The sequence below is a fragment of the Candidatus Defluviilinea proxima genome, from assembly GCA_016721115.1.
Lineage (GTDB): Bacteria > Chloroflexota > Anaerolineae > Anaerolineales > Villigracilaceae > Defluviilinea > Defluviilinea proxima.
This window is the reverse complement of sequence record JADKIW010000001.1, coordinates 1,012,632-1,032,715: the sequence shown is the minus strand read 5'-3', so window position 1 is coordinate 1,032,715 and position 20,084 is coordinate 1,012,632. Positions and strand designations below refer to the sequence as shown.

Annotated in this window: 21 protein-coding genes; 12 read left to right on the top strand and 9 right to left on the bottom strand. The window is 48.5% G+C overall.

Translation table 11 applies throughout. The features are described 5' to 3' along the window. Positions 1-43 precede the first annotated feature (43 nt). From phnE (IPP66_04860) to IPP66_04840, 5 genes are all read right to left on the bottom strand, one after another. Positions 44-1,177 (bottom strand): phosphonate ABC transporter, permease protein PhnE, encoded by a 1,134-nt coding sequence (phnE, locus tag IPP66_04860; GenBank protein MBK9924605.1) that lies wholly within the window; start codon positions 1,175-1,177, stop codon positions 44-46. 1 nt (position 1,178) lies between these two features. After that, on the bottom strand, positions 1,179-2,558 hold the full coding sequence (gene phnE / locus IPP66_04855) for a phosphonate ABC transporter, permease protein PhnE (protein ID MBK9924604.1): 1,380 nt from the start codon (positions 2,556-2,558) through the stop codon (positions 1,179-1,181). A gap of 8 nt (positions 2,559-2,566) precedes the next feature. After that, positions 2,567-3,328 (bottom strand): phosphonate ABC transporter ATP-binding protein, encoded by a 762-nt coding sequence (gene phnC, locus IPP66_04850; protein MBK9924603.1) that lies wholly within the window; start codon positions 3,326-3,328, stop codon positions 2,567-2,569. Between the two features lie 140 nt (positions 3,329-3,468). Beyond that, positions 3,469-4,521 carry a phosphate/phosphite/phosphonate ABC transporter substrate-binding protein gene (gene phnD / locus IPP66_04845; protein MBK9924602.1) on the bottom strand — a complete coding sequence of 351 codons (1,053 nt, stop codon included), beginning with the start codon at positions 4,519-4,521 and terminating at the stop codon, positions 3,469-3,471. Between the two features lie 104 nt (positions 4,522-4,625). Continuing rightward, positions 4,626-5,642 (bottom strand): PhnD/SsuA/transferrin family substrate-binding protein, encoded by a 1,017-nt coding sequence (locus IPP66_04840; GenBank protein ID MBK9924601.1) that lies wholly within the window; start codon positions 5,640-5,642, stop codon positions 4,626-4,628. A gap of 23 nt (positions 5,643-5,665) precedes the next feature. Here IPP66_04840 and IPP66_04835 point away from each other — a divergent pair, with 23 nt between their 5' ends. Continuing rightward, positions 5,666-6,337, top strand: a complete 672-nt coding sequence (locus tag IPP66_04835; protein ID MBK9924600.1) for a DUF4230 domain-containing protein — start codon at positions 5,666-5,668, stop codon at positions 6,335-6,337. Positions 6,338-6,371: 34 nt separating this feature from the next. Here the strand turns inward: IPP66_04835 and IPP66_04830 are convergent, their stop codons facing one another. The 4 genes from IPP66_04830 to IPP66_04815 all read right to left on the bottom strand — a co-directional run bounded on the left by IPP66_04830 (position 6,372) and on the right by IPP66_04815 (position 9,703). Next, the gene (locus IPP66_04830) at positions 6,372-7,184 is read right to left on the bottom strand and encodes a lipoate--protein ligase family protein (protein MBK9924599.1); all 813 of its coding nucleotides are present in this window, start codon (positions 7,182-7,184) and stop codon (positions 6,372-6,374) included. Between the two features lie 78 nt (positions 7,185-7,262). Continuing rightward, a complete protein-coding gene (locus IPP66_04825) occupies positions 7,263-8,168 on the bottom strand; it encodes a dihydrodipicolinate synthase family protein (GenBank protein MBK9924598.1) in 906 nt (301 codons plus the stop codon). Then, positions 8,165-9,067, bottom strand: a complete 903-nt coding sequence (locus IPP66_04820; GenBank protein ID MBK9924597.1) for a hypothetical protein — start codon at positions 9,065-9,067, stop codon at positions 8,165-8,167. The genes IPP66_04825 and IPP66_04820 overlap by 4 nt, the downstream gene beginning before the upstream one ends. Before the next feature lie 9 nt (positions 9,068-9,076). Continuing rightward, complete coding sequence (locus IPP66_04815) at positions 9,077-9,703, bottom strand: metallophosphoesterase (GenBank protein MBK9924596.1); 627 nt, start codon at positions 9,701-9,703, stop codon at positions 9,077-9,079. A 133-nt stretch (positions 9,704-9,836) separates the two neighbouring features. On the opposite strand from IPP66_04815, the gene IPP66_04810 reads away from it, so the two are divergent. The 11 genes from IPP66_04810 to IPP66_04760 all read left to right on the top strand — a co-directional run bounded on the left by IPP66_04810 (position 9,837) and on the right by IPP66_04760 (position 20,082). Continuing rightward, positions 9,837-11,735, top strand: coding sequence for a serine/threonine-protein kinase (locus IPP66_04810; GenBank protein ID MBK9924595.1), 1,899 nt, complete (start codon positions 9,837-9,839; stop codon positions 11,733-11,735). A 12-nt stretch (positions 11,736-11,747) separates the two neighbouring features. Then, on the top strand, positions 11,748-12,656 hold the full coding sequence (locus tag IPP66_04805) for a serine/threonine-protein phosphatase (GenBank protein MBK9924594.1): 909 nt from the start codon (positions 11,748-11,750) through the stop codon (positions 12,654-12,656). A 2-nt stretch (positions 12,657-12,658) separates the two neighbouring features. After that, positions 12,659-14,146: a VWA domain-containing protein gene (locus tag IPP66_04800; GenBank protein ID MBK9924593.1), complete on the top strand. Its 1,488-nt coding sequence runs from the start codon at positions 12,659-12,661 to the stop codon at positions 14,144-14,146. Next, positions 14,143-14,652, top strand: coding sequence for an FHA domain-containing protein (locus IPP66_04795; protein ID MBK9924592.1), 510 nt, complete (start codon positions 14,143-14,145; stop codon positions 14,650-14,652). Before IPP66_04800 ends, IPP66_04795 begins: the two co-directional genes overlap by 4 nt. A 20-nt stretch (positions 14,653-14,672) precedes the next feature. Further along, complete coding sequence (locus IPP66_04790) at positions 14,673-14,915, top strand: hypothetical protein (GenBank protein MBK9924591.1); 243 nt, start codon at positions 14,673-14,675, stop codon at positions 14,913-14,915. Between the two features lie 6 nt (positions 14,916-14,921). Then, a complete protein-coding gene (locus IPP66_04785; GenBank protein ID MBK9924590.1) occupies positions 14,922-15,641 on the top strand; it encodes a response regulator transcription factor in 720 nt (239 codons plus the stop codon). A 98-nt stretch (positions 15,642-15,739) separates the two neighbouring features. Further along, positions 15,740-16,180, top strand: a complete 441-nt coding sequence (locus IPP66_04780; GenBank protein MBK9924589.1) for an Hsp20/alpha crystallin family protein — start codon at positions 15,740-15,742, stop codon at positions 16,178-16,180. A gap of 177 nt (positions 16,181-16,357) precedes the next feature. Continuing rightward, positions 16,358-17,029 (top strand): response regulator transcription factor, encoded by a 672-nt coding sequence (locus IPP66_04775; protein MBK9924588.1) that lies wholly within the window; start codon positions 16,358-16,360, stop codon positions 17,027-17,029. A gap of 237 nt (positions 17,030-17,266) precedes the next feature. Continuing rightward, positions 17,267-17,938, top strand: coding sequence for a hypothetical protein (locus tag IPP66_04770; GenBank protein MBK9924587.1), 672 nt, complete (start codon positions 17,267-17,269; stop codon positions 17,936-17,938). A gap of 23 nt (positions 17,939-17,961) precedes the next feature. Further along, complete coding sequence (locus IPP66_04765) at positions 17,962-19,545, top strand: SH3 domain-containing protein (protein ID MBK9924586.1); 1,584 nt, start codon at positions 17,962-17,964, stop codon at positions 19,543-19,545. Positions 19,546-19,563: 18 nt separating this feature from the next. Beyond that, positions 19,564-20,082: a GTP-binding protein gene (locus IPP66_04760; protein MBK9924585.1), complete on the top strand. Its 519-nt coding sequence runs from the start codon at positions 19,564-19,566 to the stop codon at positions 20,080-20,082. Positions 20,083-20,084: the final 2 nt, after the last annotated feature.

The following is a 20,084-nucleotide window of genomic DNA, read 5'->3' as shown; positions in this document are numbered from 1 at the left end:
CCGTCATTTGACGGGGCTTTTTTGTTTTCAATTACAGGGATTTTTATGTGAGCCGCTTCCGAACTTCAGCGCTTAAGAAGTCCATTGCCCACACAACAATGACGATGGCCCAAATGGCTGTGCCAGCTCTATCATAATGGGATCCGTTGATTTGTTCGCTCAAGTAGAAGCCAATACCGCCTCCACCTACAAAGCCTATGATGGTTGAAATGCGAATATTGATATCCCAGTGGTAGATAATGAACGAGATGAAATCAGGGATGATTTGTGGAACAACACCATAGGCAACAGTTTGCACTGGGTTTGCCCCTGTTGCCTGCAAAGCTTCTATTGGACCAGCCTCTATGTTCTCTATGGCTTCGGAGAATAATTTGCCGAGTGAGGCAATGGTGACCACTGTCAAAGCAAGGGCGCCAGGGAATGCACCGAAGCTTAACCAAAATGCGAATACTGACGCCATCAAAAGCGGATCATACGAGCGCATCAAATTGAAGAAAGAGCGGAAGGTGTAATAAACTGTTGTCCCTAGGGCACCCTTGCGCGTGATGTTGCTTGCGGCAAGAAAACTCAAAGGCGCGGCGATGAGGGTAGCGACGGTTGTGGAAAGCAATGCCATAAAGATGGTTATGAATATGGCATCGAGAACATCTTTTACAGCCTGACTGGGTTTTAGCTTGCCGACTGGGGTATTGGTATCCACTTCAAGTTGACTGGCAACATTATCTACAGAGACAGCGATGGGTCGTGCCTCCACCGGGGATGTGAAATAGCCGTTCTCGTCTGTTTGTGTGCGGATGGCGGTCATCACCCGCTCATCGGGAAAATCCCAACGGATGACCACCTCGGAATTGGGTTCGAGGTCGAAGCCTTCAAGGGTAAATTTTTGGCGTGGGTCGGCACAGTTGACGCTTGGGACAAGGCGAGGCCCTTCGGACGGGACCAGGCTTTCATTTGGAGCAGAGCCGCAAGGGATTGGGAAAGCGATCTCGATGGTGCGAGTTTCTATATCCCGTGTGAAAATATCTGGCGAAAGAAACTCTTTGAGAATCGGGCCGCCTTTTGGCAAATCACGGATCAGGCGCGGAAAGTCCACGCCGGTGACATTGTAGGAAATCCCAAATGCGGCTACCAATAGTGCAAACAAAAGAACATTGCGAATAACGCGGGATTTGTTCATGCTATACAAGCCTCTCCCGCATTTTTGCGCTGATGTAATCGAGTGTTACTACAATGACTGCAATAGCAATGAAGACCGAGCTTATACCGCGCATGTTGTTGACGCGGGTAAGTTCGATCAACAAGAAGCCGATACCACCACCTCCGACAAAGCCGATGATAGTTGCTGAGCGAACGTTGATATCCCAACGATAAATGGTGAATGCTGTAAAAGGTGGGATGATCTGAGGGATGACCGCGTAACGGACGGTCTGCATCCAATTGGCTCCAGTTGCACGGATGGCCTCAATGGGACCGGCGTCAATGCCTTCGATGACTTCAGAATATAGTTTAGCCAGCGCGGCAATGGAATGTACTGCCAGCGCTAGGGCACCAGCGAATGGCCCAAGCCCTACGATCACCACAAATATGATCGCAATGATGAGCGATTCGATGGAGCGTAATATATTGAGTAGAGTGCGTACCAACACATAGATCAAATATGAAATTGGGTTACCACTCATTAAGTTATGGGCCGCAAGGAAAGAAATTGGAATTGCAAAAACGACTGCCATTGCTGTAGCAATGAGCGCCATGGCAACCGTTGTGAAAGCGCCTTTTAATACTTCATTACCGATGAAAGATAGTTCGTAGCCGCCGATCGGACGATATTGATCGAAGTACACACGATGGAGTTGAGGCAATGTGGGGTCGGGCGCCGCAACAAGTGCGGTGGTCGGCACATGGATGGTGGTTGTCAACGAGCCGGTCTCGTCGGTGGTCAACACCAACATCGAGATTTCGCCTTCACCGAGCATCATTGGGTTGCCGATAGGATTGTTCCAAACCACATTCGTCTCGGCGTTAGGCCACAAGCCACTGACTGAAACGATCATTGTTTCGCCGACAGTGCCGCAATCGGGGATGACCGTCGCCTTTTTCCCATTGTCTTCACGAACAGCCGTCGGAGGCTCTGGCGCGCAAGGGACCTGGACCGGAACCCACATTTGATTGTGCTCCCGTTTGGCTTGAATAAAATCTGGCCTTGCCATCGGGCGCACGATCATCTTGGCACGGTTCATATCGGCTTTGCTGAAATCGATTCCCACCACACGCCAGCCGATGCTATACGCCGCTAACAAGCCGAACAAGATTGGTAATAATATCGAACGTGAACGAAGGCTTGCCGCATCCCAAATATTCCATAACCAAATGGCGATGGGCGATGCATACCAAAGTGGTTCGCCATACCAGATCACGGTGAAAAGCATCACCAAAAATCCAAGTAGGATGGAAACACCGCGATACCGTTGGCCGCGGACGATTTGCCCCAACCCGGGTATCAATGCGGACAAAACCCCGCTCATGCTTAACTGAAAGTTGGTCGCTGGACGATCATCCATATCTACCCTCACAGCGACGCGGCGCGGACTTCCTGCGCCTCCTCCCCGTAAATTTCTTTGAACTTGGCACGGTCAATCTCTTTGGCCGAACCTTCAAACACCTTGATGCCATCTTTCAGAGCCACTACACGTGTGGCATACCGATGGACAAGATCCAAAAAGTGCAAAGAACAAATGACGGTGATTCCCTCTTTGTTGAGTTGTTCAAGATACTGCAAAATGGAATGTGACAGAACCGGGTCGAGGCTGGCTACCGGCTCATCGGCCAGGATCAGTTTCGGGTCCTGCATGAGCGCGCGTGCGATTCCCACACGTTGTTGTTGTCCGCCGGAGAGCGCATCCGCACGGTTGAAGGCCTTGTCGGCGATTCCCACGCGTTCCAAAGATTTGATCGCTTTTTGTTTTTCTTCTTCCGGCCAGATGCCGACCAAACTCAACCATGGATTCACATATCCCAACCTGCCTGATAACACATTCGCCATTACGCTGGATCGTTTGACCAGGTTGAACTGTTGGAAGACCATGCCGATCTTGCGGCGAATGTTCCTCAACTCAGATGGTGATGCGGCGGTGATGTCGGTATCGTCCCAAAATATCTTGCCCTCAGTAGGGTCAATGAGACGGTTGATGCACCGAAGCAAGGTGGATTTGCCTGAACCTGACAACCCAATGACGATCAGAAATTCGCCATCCTTTACCTCAAACGATACATCTTTTAACGCCTTCGTGCCGTTGGGGTAGGTTTTTGTGATGTTTTGGATTTTGAGCATGGTTTCTCCGCTGAAATGATATCTTATGTCACCCTGAATGAAACGAAGAGTTTGTCGTACAAAATAGGCTTCGTTGCACTCAGCGTGGCAGAAGATAAAAGAGGGAGGACATTTCGTCCTCCCTCTTTTATTAGGGCAGTTTATTTGAAGAGCGTTGTGGGATCCACACCAGATGCTTCGAGGTAAACGCGGAAGTCATCGTAGAAAGTGTCATCCACTTTTTCAAGACCCTGGATGCTGTATCCACCGTTCTTGAGAAGTGTAATGCCATCTTCGGTGCTGGCCAGGTCAAGCAGAGCCTGAGAAAGCTTGTCGCGCATATCAGCAGGTACGTTGCTGGCATAAGAAACGTTATCGTTCGGGATGAACGGATCGGTGACCCACAGGATCTGAACCTTATCGTTCACATCGGGGAAGTCAGCAACGACATTGGAGCGTGCATCGATGAAGGTTGCACCGAAATCGCAGATCTCACCCTTTGGGCTGAGATACACGGATTTGATGACGGTAGGATGTCCCTGAACCCATGCGCCAGCTTTGGCCTTGACTTCTTCCTTCTTCAAAATACCGGAAGGAATGATGTAACCGGAAGCGGAAAGCGGGTCGGTCCAGCAGGGTTTCTTATCGGCCAATTGCGCCAAAGCGGTCGCGGCATCAGCGGTATCTTTGCCGGTGGCGGCATCGTAATACAGTGTGAAGCCATTGCCATCTTTGTCTTTCCAATCGGAGTTGACAACAAACTGAACACCATAGTGATTGGAGCCATTGCGGACGGTCGCAAGGCCAACATCTGCGTAGCCATTACCATGTGCAACAATGTATTGGACAGGAGCAAGCCAACCAATGTGAGCATTGCCTGCGCCCATGGCCTCGATCATCGCGGCATAGTTTGTAGGCACGGTAACTGTGATGGTGTAACCGGTCAATTCGCTCAATTTATCGGCGATAGCCTGACCACCAGTTTGCAGTTCTTGGGTGGTGGCTGAAGGTGCAAGCGCCATAACGAGCGGATTGTCAGCAGTGCCTAATTCAGGTACGGCAGTGGCTGTGGGTTCCGGCACATCTGTCGGAACGGCAGTGGCGGGAACGGCTGTGGGTGCTTCGGTGGGTGCCGGGGTGGCGGGCGCGCAGGCAGCCAGTGCCAACGCAAGAACCACGATCACGGCAAAGGACAAACTTAGTGATTTCTTCATAACTCTTCTCCTCTTAGAATTTGGTATTGGAAAACTCTACCTTACGAAAATGATAATACAACCTTCATGGAAATTAAACAAGAGACATTTGTGTAATATTTAGGTTATTGTTGTCTTAATAGAGAGTACAGATCAACTCTTGATTCGTCAATAAGGGTCTGAAATTCAACGAAATCCCCGTCATTCACGGCTTGTAATTCATCGATATCATAGACTGTTTTGAATGCCGCGCTTCCCTCATCGGTTTGCATAATGGGTGGAATGAGATCATAAAAAAGAGTTTGCATGGATTGTGACATTTGATCTGAAAATACAAACACTTCATATGGAATGATCTCCGGCACTTGCCAGATGACAAGCACCTGCTCCATTAAATCTGGGAACTCATCTTCAAGTGACGGGAACTTGCGAGCATCCACATAGGATGCTCCGAAATCACAAATGCCGCCCGCATAAATGGACCGTACGACTGTTGTCTGTCCACCTACAAATGCCGCGGGTCTTAATGGGACCTGAGCCTGATTCAACACCCCAAGCGGAATCACATACCCTGAAAGCGAAGTCTCCTCACTCCAGCACGGTTTCTTCTCGCTGAATTGTGCAAGCGCAACAGTCGCATCGGCTGTATTTTCCCCGGCATCATCATCGAAATAGGATGTGAAACCACCCTTTCGGCCCGCAAGAAACTGCGCCCCATATTTGATCTTCTTCTCTTTCACAACAGCATATTGAGCATGTGCTAAACCCTTTTGATACGCAAGCGCGTATGATGTTGGGTCAAGCAATGCCATGTGAGCATTTCCCTTTTCAAACGCCTCTATCAGCGCGGAATACGAATCAGGGATAGTCGTCACGACCACATACCCAGTCCGTTGCATGAACTGGTCAGCAAGCGCTTTCGCGGCGGTGATCTGTTCTGGGGTATTGGTAGAGGGGGCCAGAGCGAGGATCAAGGGATTTTCCGCCAGACCAAGCTCCGCTGTGGGAGGAAGCGGAGCGGAATCCAAAGTTGGAGAGGAGAGAGGTAAGGGTGTCTCGGTCGCCGGCTGTGTGATCGTAACGTTTGGTAAAGAACACCCCAATATTGCGATGATGAATAAAAGGTATACGCGTTTCGTCATATCTTTGAGATTATAATACGCCCATGAAAAACAATAACCTGTTTTCCTTTTTGATACTGGTTGTGGTCGTTGTTGCGGCAGTAATGGTTGTACAAGCCGTGCGCGAAACTTCAAAAGCCGCGACTGCTCCATTTCAATCGTTGAGTGAGCAGAACCATGCTGTGCAAACTCAGATGGCGAATCTTTTGAATCCAACGCCGACCATTATCCCCGACCCGGTGACTTATATCAATGAGATCCGTGCGTTGGCCCGGCTTGAGACAATTCAATATAGCATCGAAAAGGTTGTAACCGGCGAAACCGGCGGCGGTACGTTTGACACTTTATTTGGAGATAAGATCCTGTTCGTAGGCCATGGTACCGTGATCGCGGGAATCGATATGGAAAAGCTTACTCCTGAGAACATGCGCTATGAGAACGGCGTTTTGAATGTGAAATTACCTCCCGCTGAAATCTTTATCGCTACACTCGATAACGAAAAATCCTATGTGTACAACCGTGATACAGGTCTGCTTACCAAACCTGACCCCAATCTTGAAACGCTTGTGCGCCAAAGCGCTGAGCAGGAAATTCTCAAAGCTGCGCTTGAAGATGGCATTCTCGAAAACGCACAGATCAATGCCGAGGCGTATCTACTGAAATTTTTTGCTGCACTGGGTTTTCCGAACACGATCTTTGTGAAAGACCCAGGATGATAAAAAGTTCCGAGTTCTTGAACTCGGATTTTTTTTATACCCGTTCTGTCCATGATGGATGATCGTATTTTTCTCTGACCAATTCATCAGTTCTTTTTGATTCGGATTCAGACAATTCACCCCGCTCGAAACTTAATCCTAATTGCGCCTCAAATGCCTGGACCAAAGCCTGCGAGGCCATCTCCCAACTGACTCCACGCCCCAAAGCGGACTCAACTGTCGTTGCCCGTTCCAACAGCCGCTTCGATGCAACTTCTCTTGCCGCTTCATTTTCAAAGACCAATGCCTGACAAATGCGTGTGAGGTCGCCGGTTAGTGGGAGTGATCCGTGTTGAAGGACGCCTTCTTTTTTACGGGCTTGTGCCGAGCCGATCAACTTCTTTCCGTTCACTGTGATCTCATACGTTGAAGGGACTTCAAAGCAAACCGGGTTGGGTGTAGTGCCATCGTTTGACTTTCCTTCTTTCATCTCAACGGGTATTTCCAAACTTTTTACTGCCAGTAATAACGCCTGTGCAAGGCGGTTGTAGCTTTCGAGAACACTTCCTTCCACACGTGGTTCATCTGATGGGGCAATGACTGAGTAGGTGATTTCGTCTGTGTGCAAGATCGCGCGCCCACCGGTCGCGCGGCGGACAACTTCCCATCCCTGTGATCTGAGGCGGGCTACGTCAACGTCTGCGAAGGGTTGGGCATATCCCAGCGAGAGACAGGCCGGGGTCCATGCATACAGCCGCAACGTTGGAAGTGATTCGCCACGTCCGATGTGTTCGAGGATGGATTGATCGAGTGCCATATTCCACGCGCCGCGCGCAGGAGGGGTAATTAGAAGTCGCCAAGTGTTCATGGACGGTATTGTACCCGGAGTCAACTTATGATGTTTATCATGTAGAAAAAACTCCCGTTACCAAGCGGGAGTTTTTCTTTATATCGCATCTAATTCGGCTTCAATGATTTGTGCCAGTTCTTCGGATATGTTTTCCAACGGTGGTTTGACAGACCAACTTGGAAGTTCATACATGCGATGCAGAAGAGCTTTGAGCACCGGCGGGAAGGGCTGATACTTTTCGAGAATATGTCTCTGATTTGTTACGCGTGCTTGCGCTTCAGTTGCATCCTTGCCTTCTTGCATTAAGTTCCATACTTCGCGCAGGTCGGGTGAGATGAGGTTGGCGGCGGCGGTGATGCACCCTGCGGCTTTGTTTTGCATGGCAAGTTGCAGATATGAATCTGTGCCTGTGAGGACAACGAGATCGGAACCGAATTTTTCGCCGAGCGTTTTTGCGAGAGTATCATCATGTGATGAGTCTTTGATGCCTGCAAATTGCACGGGGAAAGCATCCTTTAATCGTGAAAGCAATTCGACCGATAATCCAATCCCTGCAACGTTAGGGAAGTGATAACCAAGCAGGTATTTATCAGGAGGGACGGCTTTCTTTATCAGCTCACTGAACCAATTGAATAATCCTTCGTCCGTTGCTTTGCGGAAGTAGTAGGGAGGCAACACAACGACACCGTCATATCCAAGTTCGAAGGAGAGTTTTGTCAGGTCTATGGTTTCGGAAAGGCTGGGCGTCCCTGTGCCAGCGAGCAGGCGAAAGCCAGGGACAAGTTGACGATAAGCGCGGACGGAACGAAGGAATGTTTCGCGTTCTGTTGGGGAGAAGGATGGTCCCTCACCGGTAGTGCCAAAGAATAATGCGCCATGGCAACCTCGGGAGGAGAGAAAGGCCAATAAAGCAGGAACAGCATCAAGGTCAAAAGATGAATCGTGCTTTAACGGAGTCACAGCTGCGGCGTAGACTCCAGCAAGAGGATGTGACGATGTCACTTCTTCCCCGATCCTTTTGGCGCGCTTTTTTTACGTATCACTTTTTTCTTCTTGTCTTTATCGTTGACGAAATTTTGTGCGGCGAGTTCGGGAGGTTGAAGAGGAAGCCCTTCTTCCGATGCAAGGTAGTGTTGGTGATCGAGTACCCAGAGGTAAAGATCGCCTTCCGTCTTTTCGGGAAATTCTTTGAGGATACTTGTTGAACGGACAACCCTGATGATCGGCATATACACTTTTTTGTACCAGTGCTTTACAGCTTCTTCTTCAGTAATGTCACGTTCCAAGTCGATGCCCATGAAGTAGCGGTGCACGGCAATATGTTCGAGCATACGCTCGAAGCCATCGGGGACAGTGACTTTGATGTTGGCTTTGGGAATCAATGTGTCGAGAGATGTGCGTTCGAGAAAATGGACTTTGCTGTGAAGTATTTCGAGGTCTTCGGGTTTGATATCGGCTGTCAGGTTGACGCGCGTGGCACATTCGCGAACATCGGCTTCGATGAAGATCTGTCCCTGTTGGCGGGCGACTGAAACGCGATGATGTCCATCCACGACAAAATAGACCTGTCCTACTTTATAAAGCACTACAGGTGAAAGACTAATCTCTTTATAGAAAGCACGGTTGACACTTTGCCAACGTTCGGCAAGCTTGTCAGTAGCGGGTAGGAAGACCCGGTCAAATTCTTGATAGCGGTTGAGGCTTCCTGCGATCTCATCAACGCGCACGGTTTGTATGCCCCGGTAAATGGGGCCGCCGATGTGAAGCTTTTCCTTGATCTCGTCATAAGAAAGCAAGGTGGTTGGCTGACCGGAGATGGTAGCCCAAACGCTGTTTAAAAATGCTTTGAAACGTGCGCGTTGAAAATCAGCACGTGCTTGTTCGAAAGTGTTATCTGTCATAGTAAATTATTAATGGTGAACATCCAATACTTTATAAGGGTAAACATTAACGATCTTTGTTCCTTTGACATCTGTCTCGGAAGCGTCTAAATTTCTACGGTAGAAATGGACATGCCCGTGGAAATGATACCGTGGTTTGGCAATTTGAATTAACCAGTTGATCGCTTTCAATCCCTGATGGGCTTGGGTATCTTCATCATGTATGCCAAAGGGTGGGGAATGGGTGATCAAAATATCCAGAGCACGACCATATTGGATTCGATTAAGCAACAGTCGCGGTAGCATTTTGAATGCACGGAAGTAAGCACTTGTTTGTGAATATTGATTCGTCCCATTGGGCCGGTAGAGAATGCATCCACCAAATCCAGCGACCAGGAAAGTTTTCACACGAGTAAAATTCAGGTCGAGATTCATCCCCCCCTCGGCATATGTTTTGGGGTCGTTTTCCTGGTGAATGGGATCGTGGTTTCCCGGGACGTATAACAACGGGACATTAAGTGTAGAGACAATGTGCTCAAGATAAGGGTAAGGAAGATCACCACACCCGATGATCAGTTCTACATCGTCGAAATGACCGTTGCTACAAAGACTGTAAAGTCGTTCTATAACTTCATCACTGATTGTAAGTATTTTCACGGTACGGGTATTTTGCCGTAGAAAAGGGTTCTCGGCAAGGTTTAAGCGATTAAACCGACAAAATTATCAGAAACACTCCTGTATTGCTGTTGTCAAACAATGAACTGCAAACTATAATCTGCTAGATAGGAGAATGCCGCTGGAAACTCGAATATTCCCTGATCTTTCAGATGATGACAAGGGAGATGAAAACTCTGCTCCCAAGAGCCAACTCCAGGCTGGCGTTACGCTGGCCAAGCGATATGCGATTCAAGAAGTGGTTGGTCTTGGTGGAATGGGGTCTGTTTATCGCGCCCGCGATATGCACTTCCCGAATGTGACCAAGTTGGTCGCAGTCAAAGAAATGATCAACAGCGCTCCAGATCCTTTAGTACGTGAGACCATCGTACAGAATTTTGAGCGTGAAGCGAACCTGCTAGCGACTCTCCATCATCCAGCTATTCCCAAGATCTACGATTACTTTACTTTGGAAAGTCGTTCTTATCTTGTCTTGGAATTCATCCATGGCAAGGATATGGAAACGGTTATCAATGACACAAATGGTTTCCTGCCGGAAGACCAGGTTTTAACTTGGGCAGTCGAACTGTGTGATGTTCTTGAATATTTACACAAACATAAACCTGACCCGATCATCTTCCGTGATATGAAGCCCTCGAATGTAATGATCAATTCGAATGGTGAGGTGGTGTTGGTTGATTTTGGAATTGCGAAGGCATTCCAGACCGGTATCAAAGGCACGATGATCGGCACTGAGGGATATTCTCCTCCCGAGCAATATCGCGGTGAAGCCACACAGATGGCGGATATTTATTCGCTGGGAGCAACCATCCATCATGCGTTGACGCGACGTGACCCGCGCCTCGAACCTCCATTTTCGTTTGCTGAGCGTCCGATTCGCCGTATCAACCCTGCTGTCTCTGCCGAACTAGATGTGATCGTCAATCGCGCATTGGAATATGACCCTGCCAGCCGGTTCAAAAGCGCCGCGGAAATGAAAGAAGCTCTTCTGTCTGTGGCACGCAAGACCGGTATTCTTGTTCGTATGGGCCATCAAACAGGGCCGGTAAAGTCTGATGGTATCAAGCCTCTTTGGAAGTTCAAGTGTGAAGATGAGGTACGTGGTACGCCTACCATTTCACAGGGCTCTCTTTATATAGGCTCTTATGACAACAATCTGTATTCATTGGATGCCGCCGAAGGGAAGTTCCAATGGAAATACCCGACTGATGGCGGTATCGTTTCGCGCCCCGTAGTTGTGGATGGAAATATCTACATAGGCTCTGAAGATAAACGCTTGCATGTAGTTTCTTCTCGCTCCGGCAAAGTGGTGTGGACGTATTACACCGATGGCCCTGTCCGTTCATCTCCGAGTATTGCTGAAGGGCATGTGTTTCTTGGGTCTGACGATAAGTTTTTGCATGCCGTCAATATCAATAGCGGACGCATGGTCTGGCGCTTTGAATCTGCTGACGCCATACGAGCCACACCGTTCGTTATGAACGAAATGATTTACTTTGGGTGCGAGACCGGTGATTATTATGCTGTAAATTTCCGTGGTGAAATGAAGTGGCGCTTCCGTGCAAAACGAAGTATTACATCTTCAACTGTTGGCACGGGTCAGTCCTTGTATTTCACATCGGTGGACAGTACTCTTTATGCATTAGATCCACGAAACGGCTGGACGTTATGGCGGTTCCGTCTTGGAAAAGCATCCATCAGTACACCATGCGTCGCTGACGACCTGGTTATTGTTGGGGCGTCAGATGGTTTTGTATACGCTGTGGAAATGAAAAGCTCGAAAGAAGCCTGGCGTTTCCGCACAGAACATCAAGTAAATGGTTCGCCTGTGATTTATAAAGATTCTGTGTATTTCGGTTCAGTGGATGGTAGTCTCTATTGCCTTGAATATCGTACTGGACGTTTACGATGGAAGTTTGGCACAGAGGGAGCTATCACTGGTACCCCCTTGGTGTATGACGATATTGTTTACTTTGGTTCCACCGACCATCAAGTATACGCACTGCTTGCGTGATAAGGAGTTCTTGTGGATAAATTATTCAGTTGGTTGTTCAAAAATCGGTCAAAGCCAGCCACTACTACGGTGGACATTGCTAATACCGCTCCTCTCACGGAAGAACAACTAAAAGCCATTGTAAGCAATCAAAATGTACAATTTGATATGCAACAATTGATCGCGGCCGCAGGTCAATCTGTTGGGAAGCAACGTGAATTAAATGAAGATAGCGTGCTTGCCCTCACAGCGACTATGGGCGGCAATTCAGGGAATATGCCATTTGGATTGTATATTGTGGCAGATGGGATGGGGGGACACCAGTTCGGAGAGGTCGCAAGTAACGCCGCCATTCGTACTGTTGCCGGATACATTTTGAAGAAATTTCATTCACACCTGTTCCAAGTCAAGACCGATACGATGGACGAATCTTTTCAAGAGATTATGTCGGCGGCGGTCAATGAAGCGCAACGGGTTATCCAGCGTGAAGCGCCAGGAAGCGGAACAACACTTACGGCCGCACTTGTGTTGGGTCAACAGATCACGATTGGGCATGTTGGGGATAGCCGAGCTTACTTCATCTATCCAGATGGAAGGATCGAAGCGATCACCCGTGACCATTCACTGGTCCAGCGCCTTCAGGAACTTGGTCATATCACCCCGGAAGAAGCAGAAAATTATCCACATCGGAATGTATTGTATAAAGCGCTTGGTCAGGGTGACATTCTGGATCCAGAAATTTTTACACTCGCATTTCCTCAGCCCGGTACATTGTTGATCTGTAGTGATGGGTTGTGGGGTGTAGTAGCAGAGCAGGATCTTATTCGTGCTGTTAATGAATCTCCCAACCTGCAAAGAGCATGCCAAAATCTTGTTACTGCCGCAAATACGGCAGGCGGTCCCGATAATATAAGTGTCTTATTAGTTCAACTAATTGGGTAGTAATGTCGCCACGACAACAGGATTATTATTCGATTCTGGGTGTTTCGAGAAATGCCTCGCAAGAGGAGATTAAACACGCCTATTTAATAGCCGCCCAGAAACTTCATCCTGATAAGAACAAAGCCGCGGGCGAAACAGAACTATTCTTGGGGGCACAACAGGCATACGAAACTCTTTCGAACCCCAAGCGCAGGGCACAATACGATGCTACCCTGCCTCCCGAAATCAAGCCTCATTATCCCTACGAACAGAAGGTTATATACAGCCGGTCCACATTAAAGCGAATGGACGAGCCGCAAATGTTGTATTTGATTCTGGATTTGCAAGCTCCTGCAGAATCACGGCGGGCTCCTTCACCACCTTTGAATGTTTGTATTGTTTTGGATCGATCTACATCCATGAAGGGCGAAAAAATGGACGTGGTCAAGGCCACTGCCATTCAGGTGTTACGAAACATCCGCCAACAGGATATTTTGAGTGTTGTTACCTTCAGCGATCGTGCAGAAGTGATCATCCCTGCTTCTTATCAACAAGACCGGTCTCGTTTGGAAGCGCGTATTCAGATGATACAACCCGGCGGTGGTACTGAAATATTTCAGGGACTTGAGGCTGGTGCTAGAGAGGTCATTCGAAGTCTTGATGCCAAGCGCGTAAACCACATTGTTCTTCTGACAGATGGGCAAACGTATGGGGATGAACAACAATGCCTTGAGCTTGCTTCCAAGCTTGCCCAAAGTGGTATTGGTATCAGTGCCATGGGCATTGGCCAGGAATGGAATGATATTTTTCTTGACTTGATCGCAAGCCGTACAGGCGGAAGCAGTGCTTATATAGCCGAGCCACAAGAAATAAAAAAACTACTGCTCGAAAAATTTAATGCCCTAGCCCAGATTTATGCCGAGGAAGCGACCCTAGATGTCCTGCCCATGGAAGGAATTAATCTTTCCTACGCCTTTCGCCTGCAACCTGATCCTGCCCCGATTACAGTGGATGACCCACTTTTACGAATCGGACCAATATTGCAGGATACGTCCACACGTGTTATTTTCGAATACATAATTCAGCCAACAGCGGTAAAATCAGACTTGGCAAGCATATTGGATGGCACTCTTAAAGTCTCAATTTCATCGAATCCTCTTCCTGTGCCTCCTAATCGGTTAAAATTTCAACGTCCAGTGTCGGATGTGCCTGACGATGTTTCACCGGCACCAGAGATTGTTCAAGCTCTTTCGCGGTTAATGTTGTATCGCATGCAGGAACGGGCGCGTGTCGAAATTGAAAAAGGAAATATAGATGCTGGTACTCGTCAGTTGCAAACCCTTGCGGCAAACCTGCTAACGCAGGGCGAGCGTAGTCTGGCACATACGATCAACCTTGAAGTAAATCGCATACAACAGGAAAAAGGTATTTCAAACGAAGGCAGAAAAAAGATAAAATATGGCACGCGCGCCCTGTTCCTTGCGCCGCCTAAAAAGGAGTTGGCATCATGATTCTTTGTACAAATTGTCAGCACGAAAATATTTCCGGTACTTTGTTTTGCGTTGAGTGTGGGGCGCAATTGGATGGCTCTGAGGCTCTTACAACACAGTCTATCAATCAGGATCAGATCGTTGATGATCTTAAGAAAAATTCTGCCAGTGTTGAGCCCCCTTCCTCTCCGACCAACAGCTGGCTATCCCTCCACTTGATGGATAGTGGCAAAATCCTTCCGCTTGCAACGCGGAATGAATTCACGCTTGGACGTTTAAGCGAGGGTCAGCCCATCATGCCCGATATCGATCTAACTCCCTATCAGGCATATGCATCTGGGGTTTCCCGTTTGCATGCTGTTGTAAAACGCGAAACCAGTCGTGTTGTCATCATGGACTTGGGATCATCTAACGGTACGTATTTGAATGGACGCCGCCTTAACCCGCACGCTGAAGAAGGACTCAAACACGGCGATGTTGTTGCGTTGGGTAAGTTGAAGATCCAGGTATTGCTCCGCAATAATTGATGGATTGAAAGGCGAACGTAATGGCATACTCAGTGATTATCCACATTGCAGGTGAACCGTCTGTTGTCGGTGAGATCGAGGAACTTCCTAAGAGCACTGATACGATCATCATGGTCAGTAACCCGCGCCTGCGCGATGGGAAGGATGTCCATTACATCGAACCAAATGTGACAAAAGTGATATGGCCCATTGCCAAAGTGGCCCTGATTGAACTCCTTGAAAGCGAAGAAGAAGAAAACCTGATCGGTTTCGTGAGGGAATAGTTCTAGATGACCGAAGAGTTTGAAAGACGCCGCATTCTCGTTGTGGATGATGAAGAGCGTATGGTGCGCTTCATCCGCATGAACCTGGAGCATGACGGTTTCCAGGTGGCTGAAGCCTTTAACGGCAAACAAGCCATCCAAAAATTGCGTGACGCAACCCCCGACCTAATTTTGCTTGATGTGATGATGCCCGACATTGACGGTTTCGATGTGCTTGAGACCATCCGTGAAGGGAGTACCGTGCCGGTCATTATGCTCACTGCCAAAGGTGAAGAGGATGATCGTGTGCGTGGTCTGGAACTGGGCGCTGACGATTACATTACCAAGCCGTTCAGCCCGCGTGAAATGGTCAGCCGTGTGAAGGCTGTCATTCGTCGTACAGAGGGCGCTGGTGGCTCAATGCATGACATCATTGAAGTAGATGACCGCCTCAAGATCGACTTTGACCGCCGTGAAGTATGGCTCGAAGGCAAGCTTGTCAAACTCCGCCCAACTGAATACCGCCTGCTCTATCACCTTGTTCAGAATGCCGGATGGGTGTTGACCCACGACCAGATTCTCATCAAGGTATGGGGATACGAATATCGCGACGAACCGCATTACGTCCGCTTATATATCAACTACCTGCGGCAGAAACTTGAGAAAGACCCGGCCAACCCAAAATATGTTCTCACGGAACGGGGTGTTGGTTACCGCTTTGTAGATTTCAAGCGACCAAAAGAATAGCCAAAACCTCATACAGATTTTTTATAAACGGCTTGCGTTTTTCTAACGCAGGCTTTTTATATTAAGGGCATAAATTCAATGACCAAAAGGAGGTCGCTATGTCAAACTTAATTCGTTGGGAACCCGCTCGTGAGATGATGTCCCTGCGTGACGCCATGGACCGTCTTTTTGATGACGCGTTCACACGCCCGCTCTCCATCAGGGACGCTTGGTCTGTGCCTGCGATCGATATGTACCAGACCGATGATGAGATCGTTGTGAAAGCCTCGTTGCCTGGCATTAAGGCTGAAGAGGTGCAGATCAACGTCACAGGCGAAGTGCTGACCCTCAAAGGCGAGGTGAAGCATGAAGAAGAGAGCAAAGATAAAGCCTGGCACATTCGCGAACAACGCTATGGATCGTTCGAACGTTCCGTGGCCCTGCCCACTGACGTGGTCGCCGATAAGGCCAAAGCTGAGTTCGAGAACGGTATCCTGACCATCACCCTGCCGAAAGCAGAAGAGGTCAAGCCCCGTACCATTACCGTCAAGGCAAAGTAATTTGATGAAGGGACGGAGCATTGCTCCGTCCCTTCTGTGTTTAATGGAAAAAGCCAAAGGGGAGAAAATGCTGTTTAACGTGGAATCAGTTTCCAGTTAAGTAAGAATGAGGCGGGCAAGTTGTCCAACAATAGCTTTTTTATCGAAAAAGGGGTGATTTGGGGTAAAATCCTTTTTATGCCAAAGCAACCTGCAAAACAACGTATTATCTTGGTGGACGATCATGAGGTCGTGCGCCTGGGTTTGAAGTCTTTATTGGAGCGACATCCACAATTTGATGTAGTTGGTGAAGCCGCCTCGGCGCGAGAAGCCATCGAAAAAACGGAGACTCTCAAACCTGATGTAGTGGTTATGGATATTCGCCTTCCGGGCACATCGGGTATTGAAGCTTGTGAACAGATTGTGGAGAAATACCCGAACGTAAGAGTCATTATGCTCACTTCGTATGCGGAGGATGAGATGTTGTTCTCTGCGATCCGTGCGGGCGCTTCGGGATACATCCTGAAACAGATCGGGAGCGATGACCTGATCAAAGCGCTCGAAGCGGTTTCACGCGGTGAGGCATTGCTTGACCCGGCTGTCACGCAACGCGTGTTCCAGCAGGTGCGTCGTGCGGTGAAAGAGGAGGAGGCTTCGGCCTTCCAACACTTGAGCCAACAGGAAAAGCATGTGTTGTTGCTTGTCTCTGAAGGCAAGACCAACCGCGAGATCGCCAAGCAATTGTTTCTCGGCGAAGGCACTGTGCGTAACTATGTCTCAAGTATCCTTTCAAAATTAGGTGTGAACAATCGCGCCGAAGCCGCCGCGTATGCGGTGGAACATAATCTGCGCGAATATATAACGACGTAATCCCCTTTTTTCAATCAACACGGAGGTGTAAGATTCACATCTCCGTGTTTTTGTTTAAGTGGACCCTTCACAGCGCTTCAAACTTAACGGGAGCCTGTTTGCCCAACAAGTGACCTGCTTCACGCTGAGAGTTATATGGACAACTCTGAAAGCTTTATGACGCAACTGTAAACGTTTACATATTGGCAGGAGTATAATTCTGGTACTAATCTTTTTATTCTATAGGAGGATGTAATCATGCTTAAGAAAAATACTGTACAAAATATACCCGTTGAACCGCAAGTAACACCTCCCGTATCAGAAGATGTGAGTCCTGATGAACTAGGCCGGTTGCGTGATATTTTGTTTGGCTCACAATCACGCACTTTTGAAAAACGTTTGAGTGACCTTGAAACTGGTTTGAAAACCACCCGCCAGGAGCTCACCGATTTGCTGAGTGAAAAGGTCAACGCTCTTTCTGATTCTACGTCATCGCAGTTTTCTGATGCGCGCCGTGAATTCAATGAAAAATTGGGGCAATTAGGCGCTGACCAATCTTCTCAACTGCGAGGGACTCAAAAAGACCTTTCTGAACGGATCGAAAGGCAAACTGCGGAACAAGCCACCCAACTTAGTATGGTGCAAAAGCAATTAAGCGATGCCATTGAAAAGCTTGCCGCTGACTTTGCCCGTCAACTCCGCGAATCGCACAAGGAATTAAGCGACCGCATGGATAAAGCGTCTGCAGAACAGGCGGAGCGTATACGCAACTTGCAGGCTGAGACGCGCCAGCGTGATGATAACTTGCGACAGGAACTTCTTTCCATGGCGGATTCTTTAGATGGCAAGAAAGCATCTCGTAATGATCTGGGGCAAATGTTGATGGAATTGGGGCTCCGCTTGCGTCAGGATTCCGACTCTTCCTCATAAATATCATTGATACATGAGCCTGCATGACCCAGAAAGAAAATGAAACTCCAGAAAATCAAGTTGGCGAGAATGTAGATCCGTTAGTCTACGTTCGTTCGATACTATTGTCTGACGTGCGTGACCGCCTGCGTGGTATCGAACGTCAGATTGAATTGGTTCAAGACCGATCCCAATCAGAAGATGATGATCTACACCGGCAATTAAAAGAACTGCTGATAGAACTTGACCGCCTTCATGGCCTCGCCCGTGAGGCCGATGACCGTTCCCGTGATTTACAAGCTGAGATCGAGATCCTGCGCCGCAGAGCACAAGCTGACTCTGAAGGTTTGATCGCGCGCGTCACGCCAGTGTTGGGCGATATGATCAGCCGCACCATCCGCGACTCGCGTGATGAGATGGCAGAGGCACTTGGCCCGATCATGGGCGAGGCCATTCGTGTGCAGATCCGTGATTCGCGCAAGGATATGGTCGAAGCTTTGTATCCGGTCATTGGTGAGACGGTGCAGAAGGCGGTCAGCGAATTTGCACGTGAGTTCCAACGTAATATCGATGCCCGCTTGAAAATGACATTTGGTCCGCAAGGCATGTTGCGGACAACCATGGCGCGTATGCGAGGCGTTTCAGCATCGCAACTGGCGATGCGCGATTCGCTTCCCTTTGCGATACGTGAAATATTCCTTATTCAACATGGCTCCGGTTTGTTGATCGCGCACAGTCATCACAGTAGTGCAGAGATCACCGATTCAGATTTGATCAGTGCCATGCTGACGGCTATCCGTGACTTTGTGCGTGATTCGTTCGGGAATGGAAGCCAGGAGGAAGAGCTGGATGAAGTGCAATACGGGGATCAACGCATTATCATCCAAAGTGGAAGGGTGGCATATATTGCAGTAGTAACAAGTGGTATCGAGCCGGAAGGCTTTCGGGCTCGCTTGCATACCTTTATTTCAGACTTACATGTAAAGTACGAAAAGCCGCTTCGTCAATTCACTGGTGACCCGACCATGCTCCCCAATTTACAGCCAAAGATTGCGCGGCTTGTAGCAGATGTAACTGGCGGAACAGGGCCGAAGCCACCTATGAGCAGAAATGCAAAGATCGGTGTGTTTTTTGGAGTCTTGTTTGGAATTCTTTTGATCGCTCTTGCATGTTTTTATTTGCAATTTACGGTTGCTTTATATCCCATTGCCTTTCCCAGCCCAACACCTACAAGCACTGGCACACCGACGGCCACGCTGACCGCGACAGCAACACGGACGTTTACGCCGACTGCAACAAACACAGCTACACAGACACCCACGGCAACATCCACGCCGACAAGTACATTTACGCCTACGCCCACATTTACTCCGACCTTTACACCAACTCCTTACACAGCGTTTGCAGGTGGACATGTCTGGGTACGTAACGCACCAAAGTTTGAATCTCCGCACATTGAAGTGTTATTTAAACGGACACCCGTGACTGTATTGTCAGTATATGGAATTTGGATGGAAGTGGAATGGTTTGCGAGTGATGGTTTCCATCATGGTTGGGTACCGGCTGAATGGATCACGCTTGTTGAGCCGGTTGGGTCGGACCGCATCACACCTACATTTGTTCCGTGAGATGGGAAAGAAGATATTATGAGTACAATCATTCAAAAGAAAATATGCTTACTCGGCGACTTTGGTGTGGGTAAGACCAGTCTCATCCGTCGTTTTGTAGAAAACCGATTCGATGAAAAATATCTCACCACCATTGGTGTCAAGATATCGCGTAAGACCATTTCACGTCCTTATGGTTCGATGAACATGCTTGTTTGGGATTTGGCCGGCAGTACTGGTTTCGACACGTTCACAAATCCATCGTACATGCAGGGAACTGCCGGTGCCGTGATCGTTTGTGATGTCACCCGCCGCGAAACACTTTCCATTGTGGCTGAATATGCCCGGCAAGCACGTATTATCAACCCGAGGATACACCTTGTCTTTGTGTGTAACAAAACAGACCTGACCGATCAGAGTTCCATTTCTGAGGAAAGCCTGCGCAAGGTTTCATCCACCTTTGGGGATGGGACTTATTTTATGACCAGCGCCAAAACAGGGGAATACGTAGAAGATGTTTTCTTCTCGCTTGCAGAAAAAATTGACGCTGGGGCGTAACG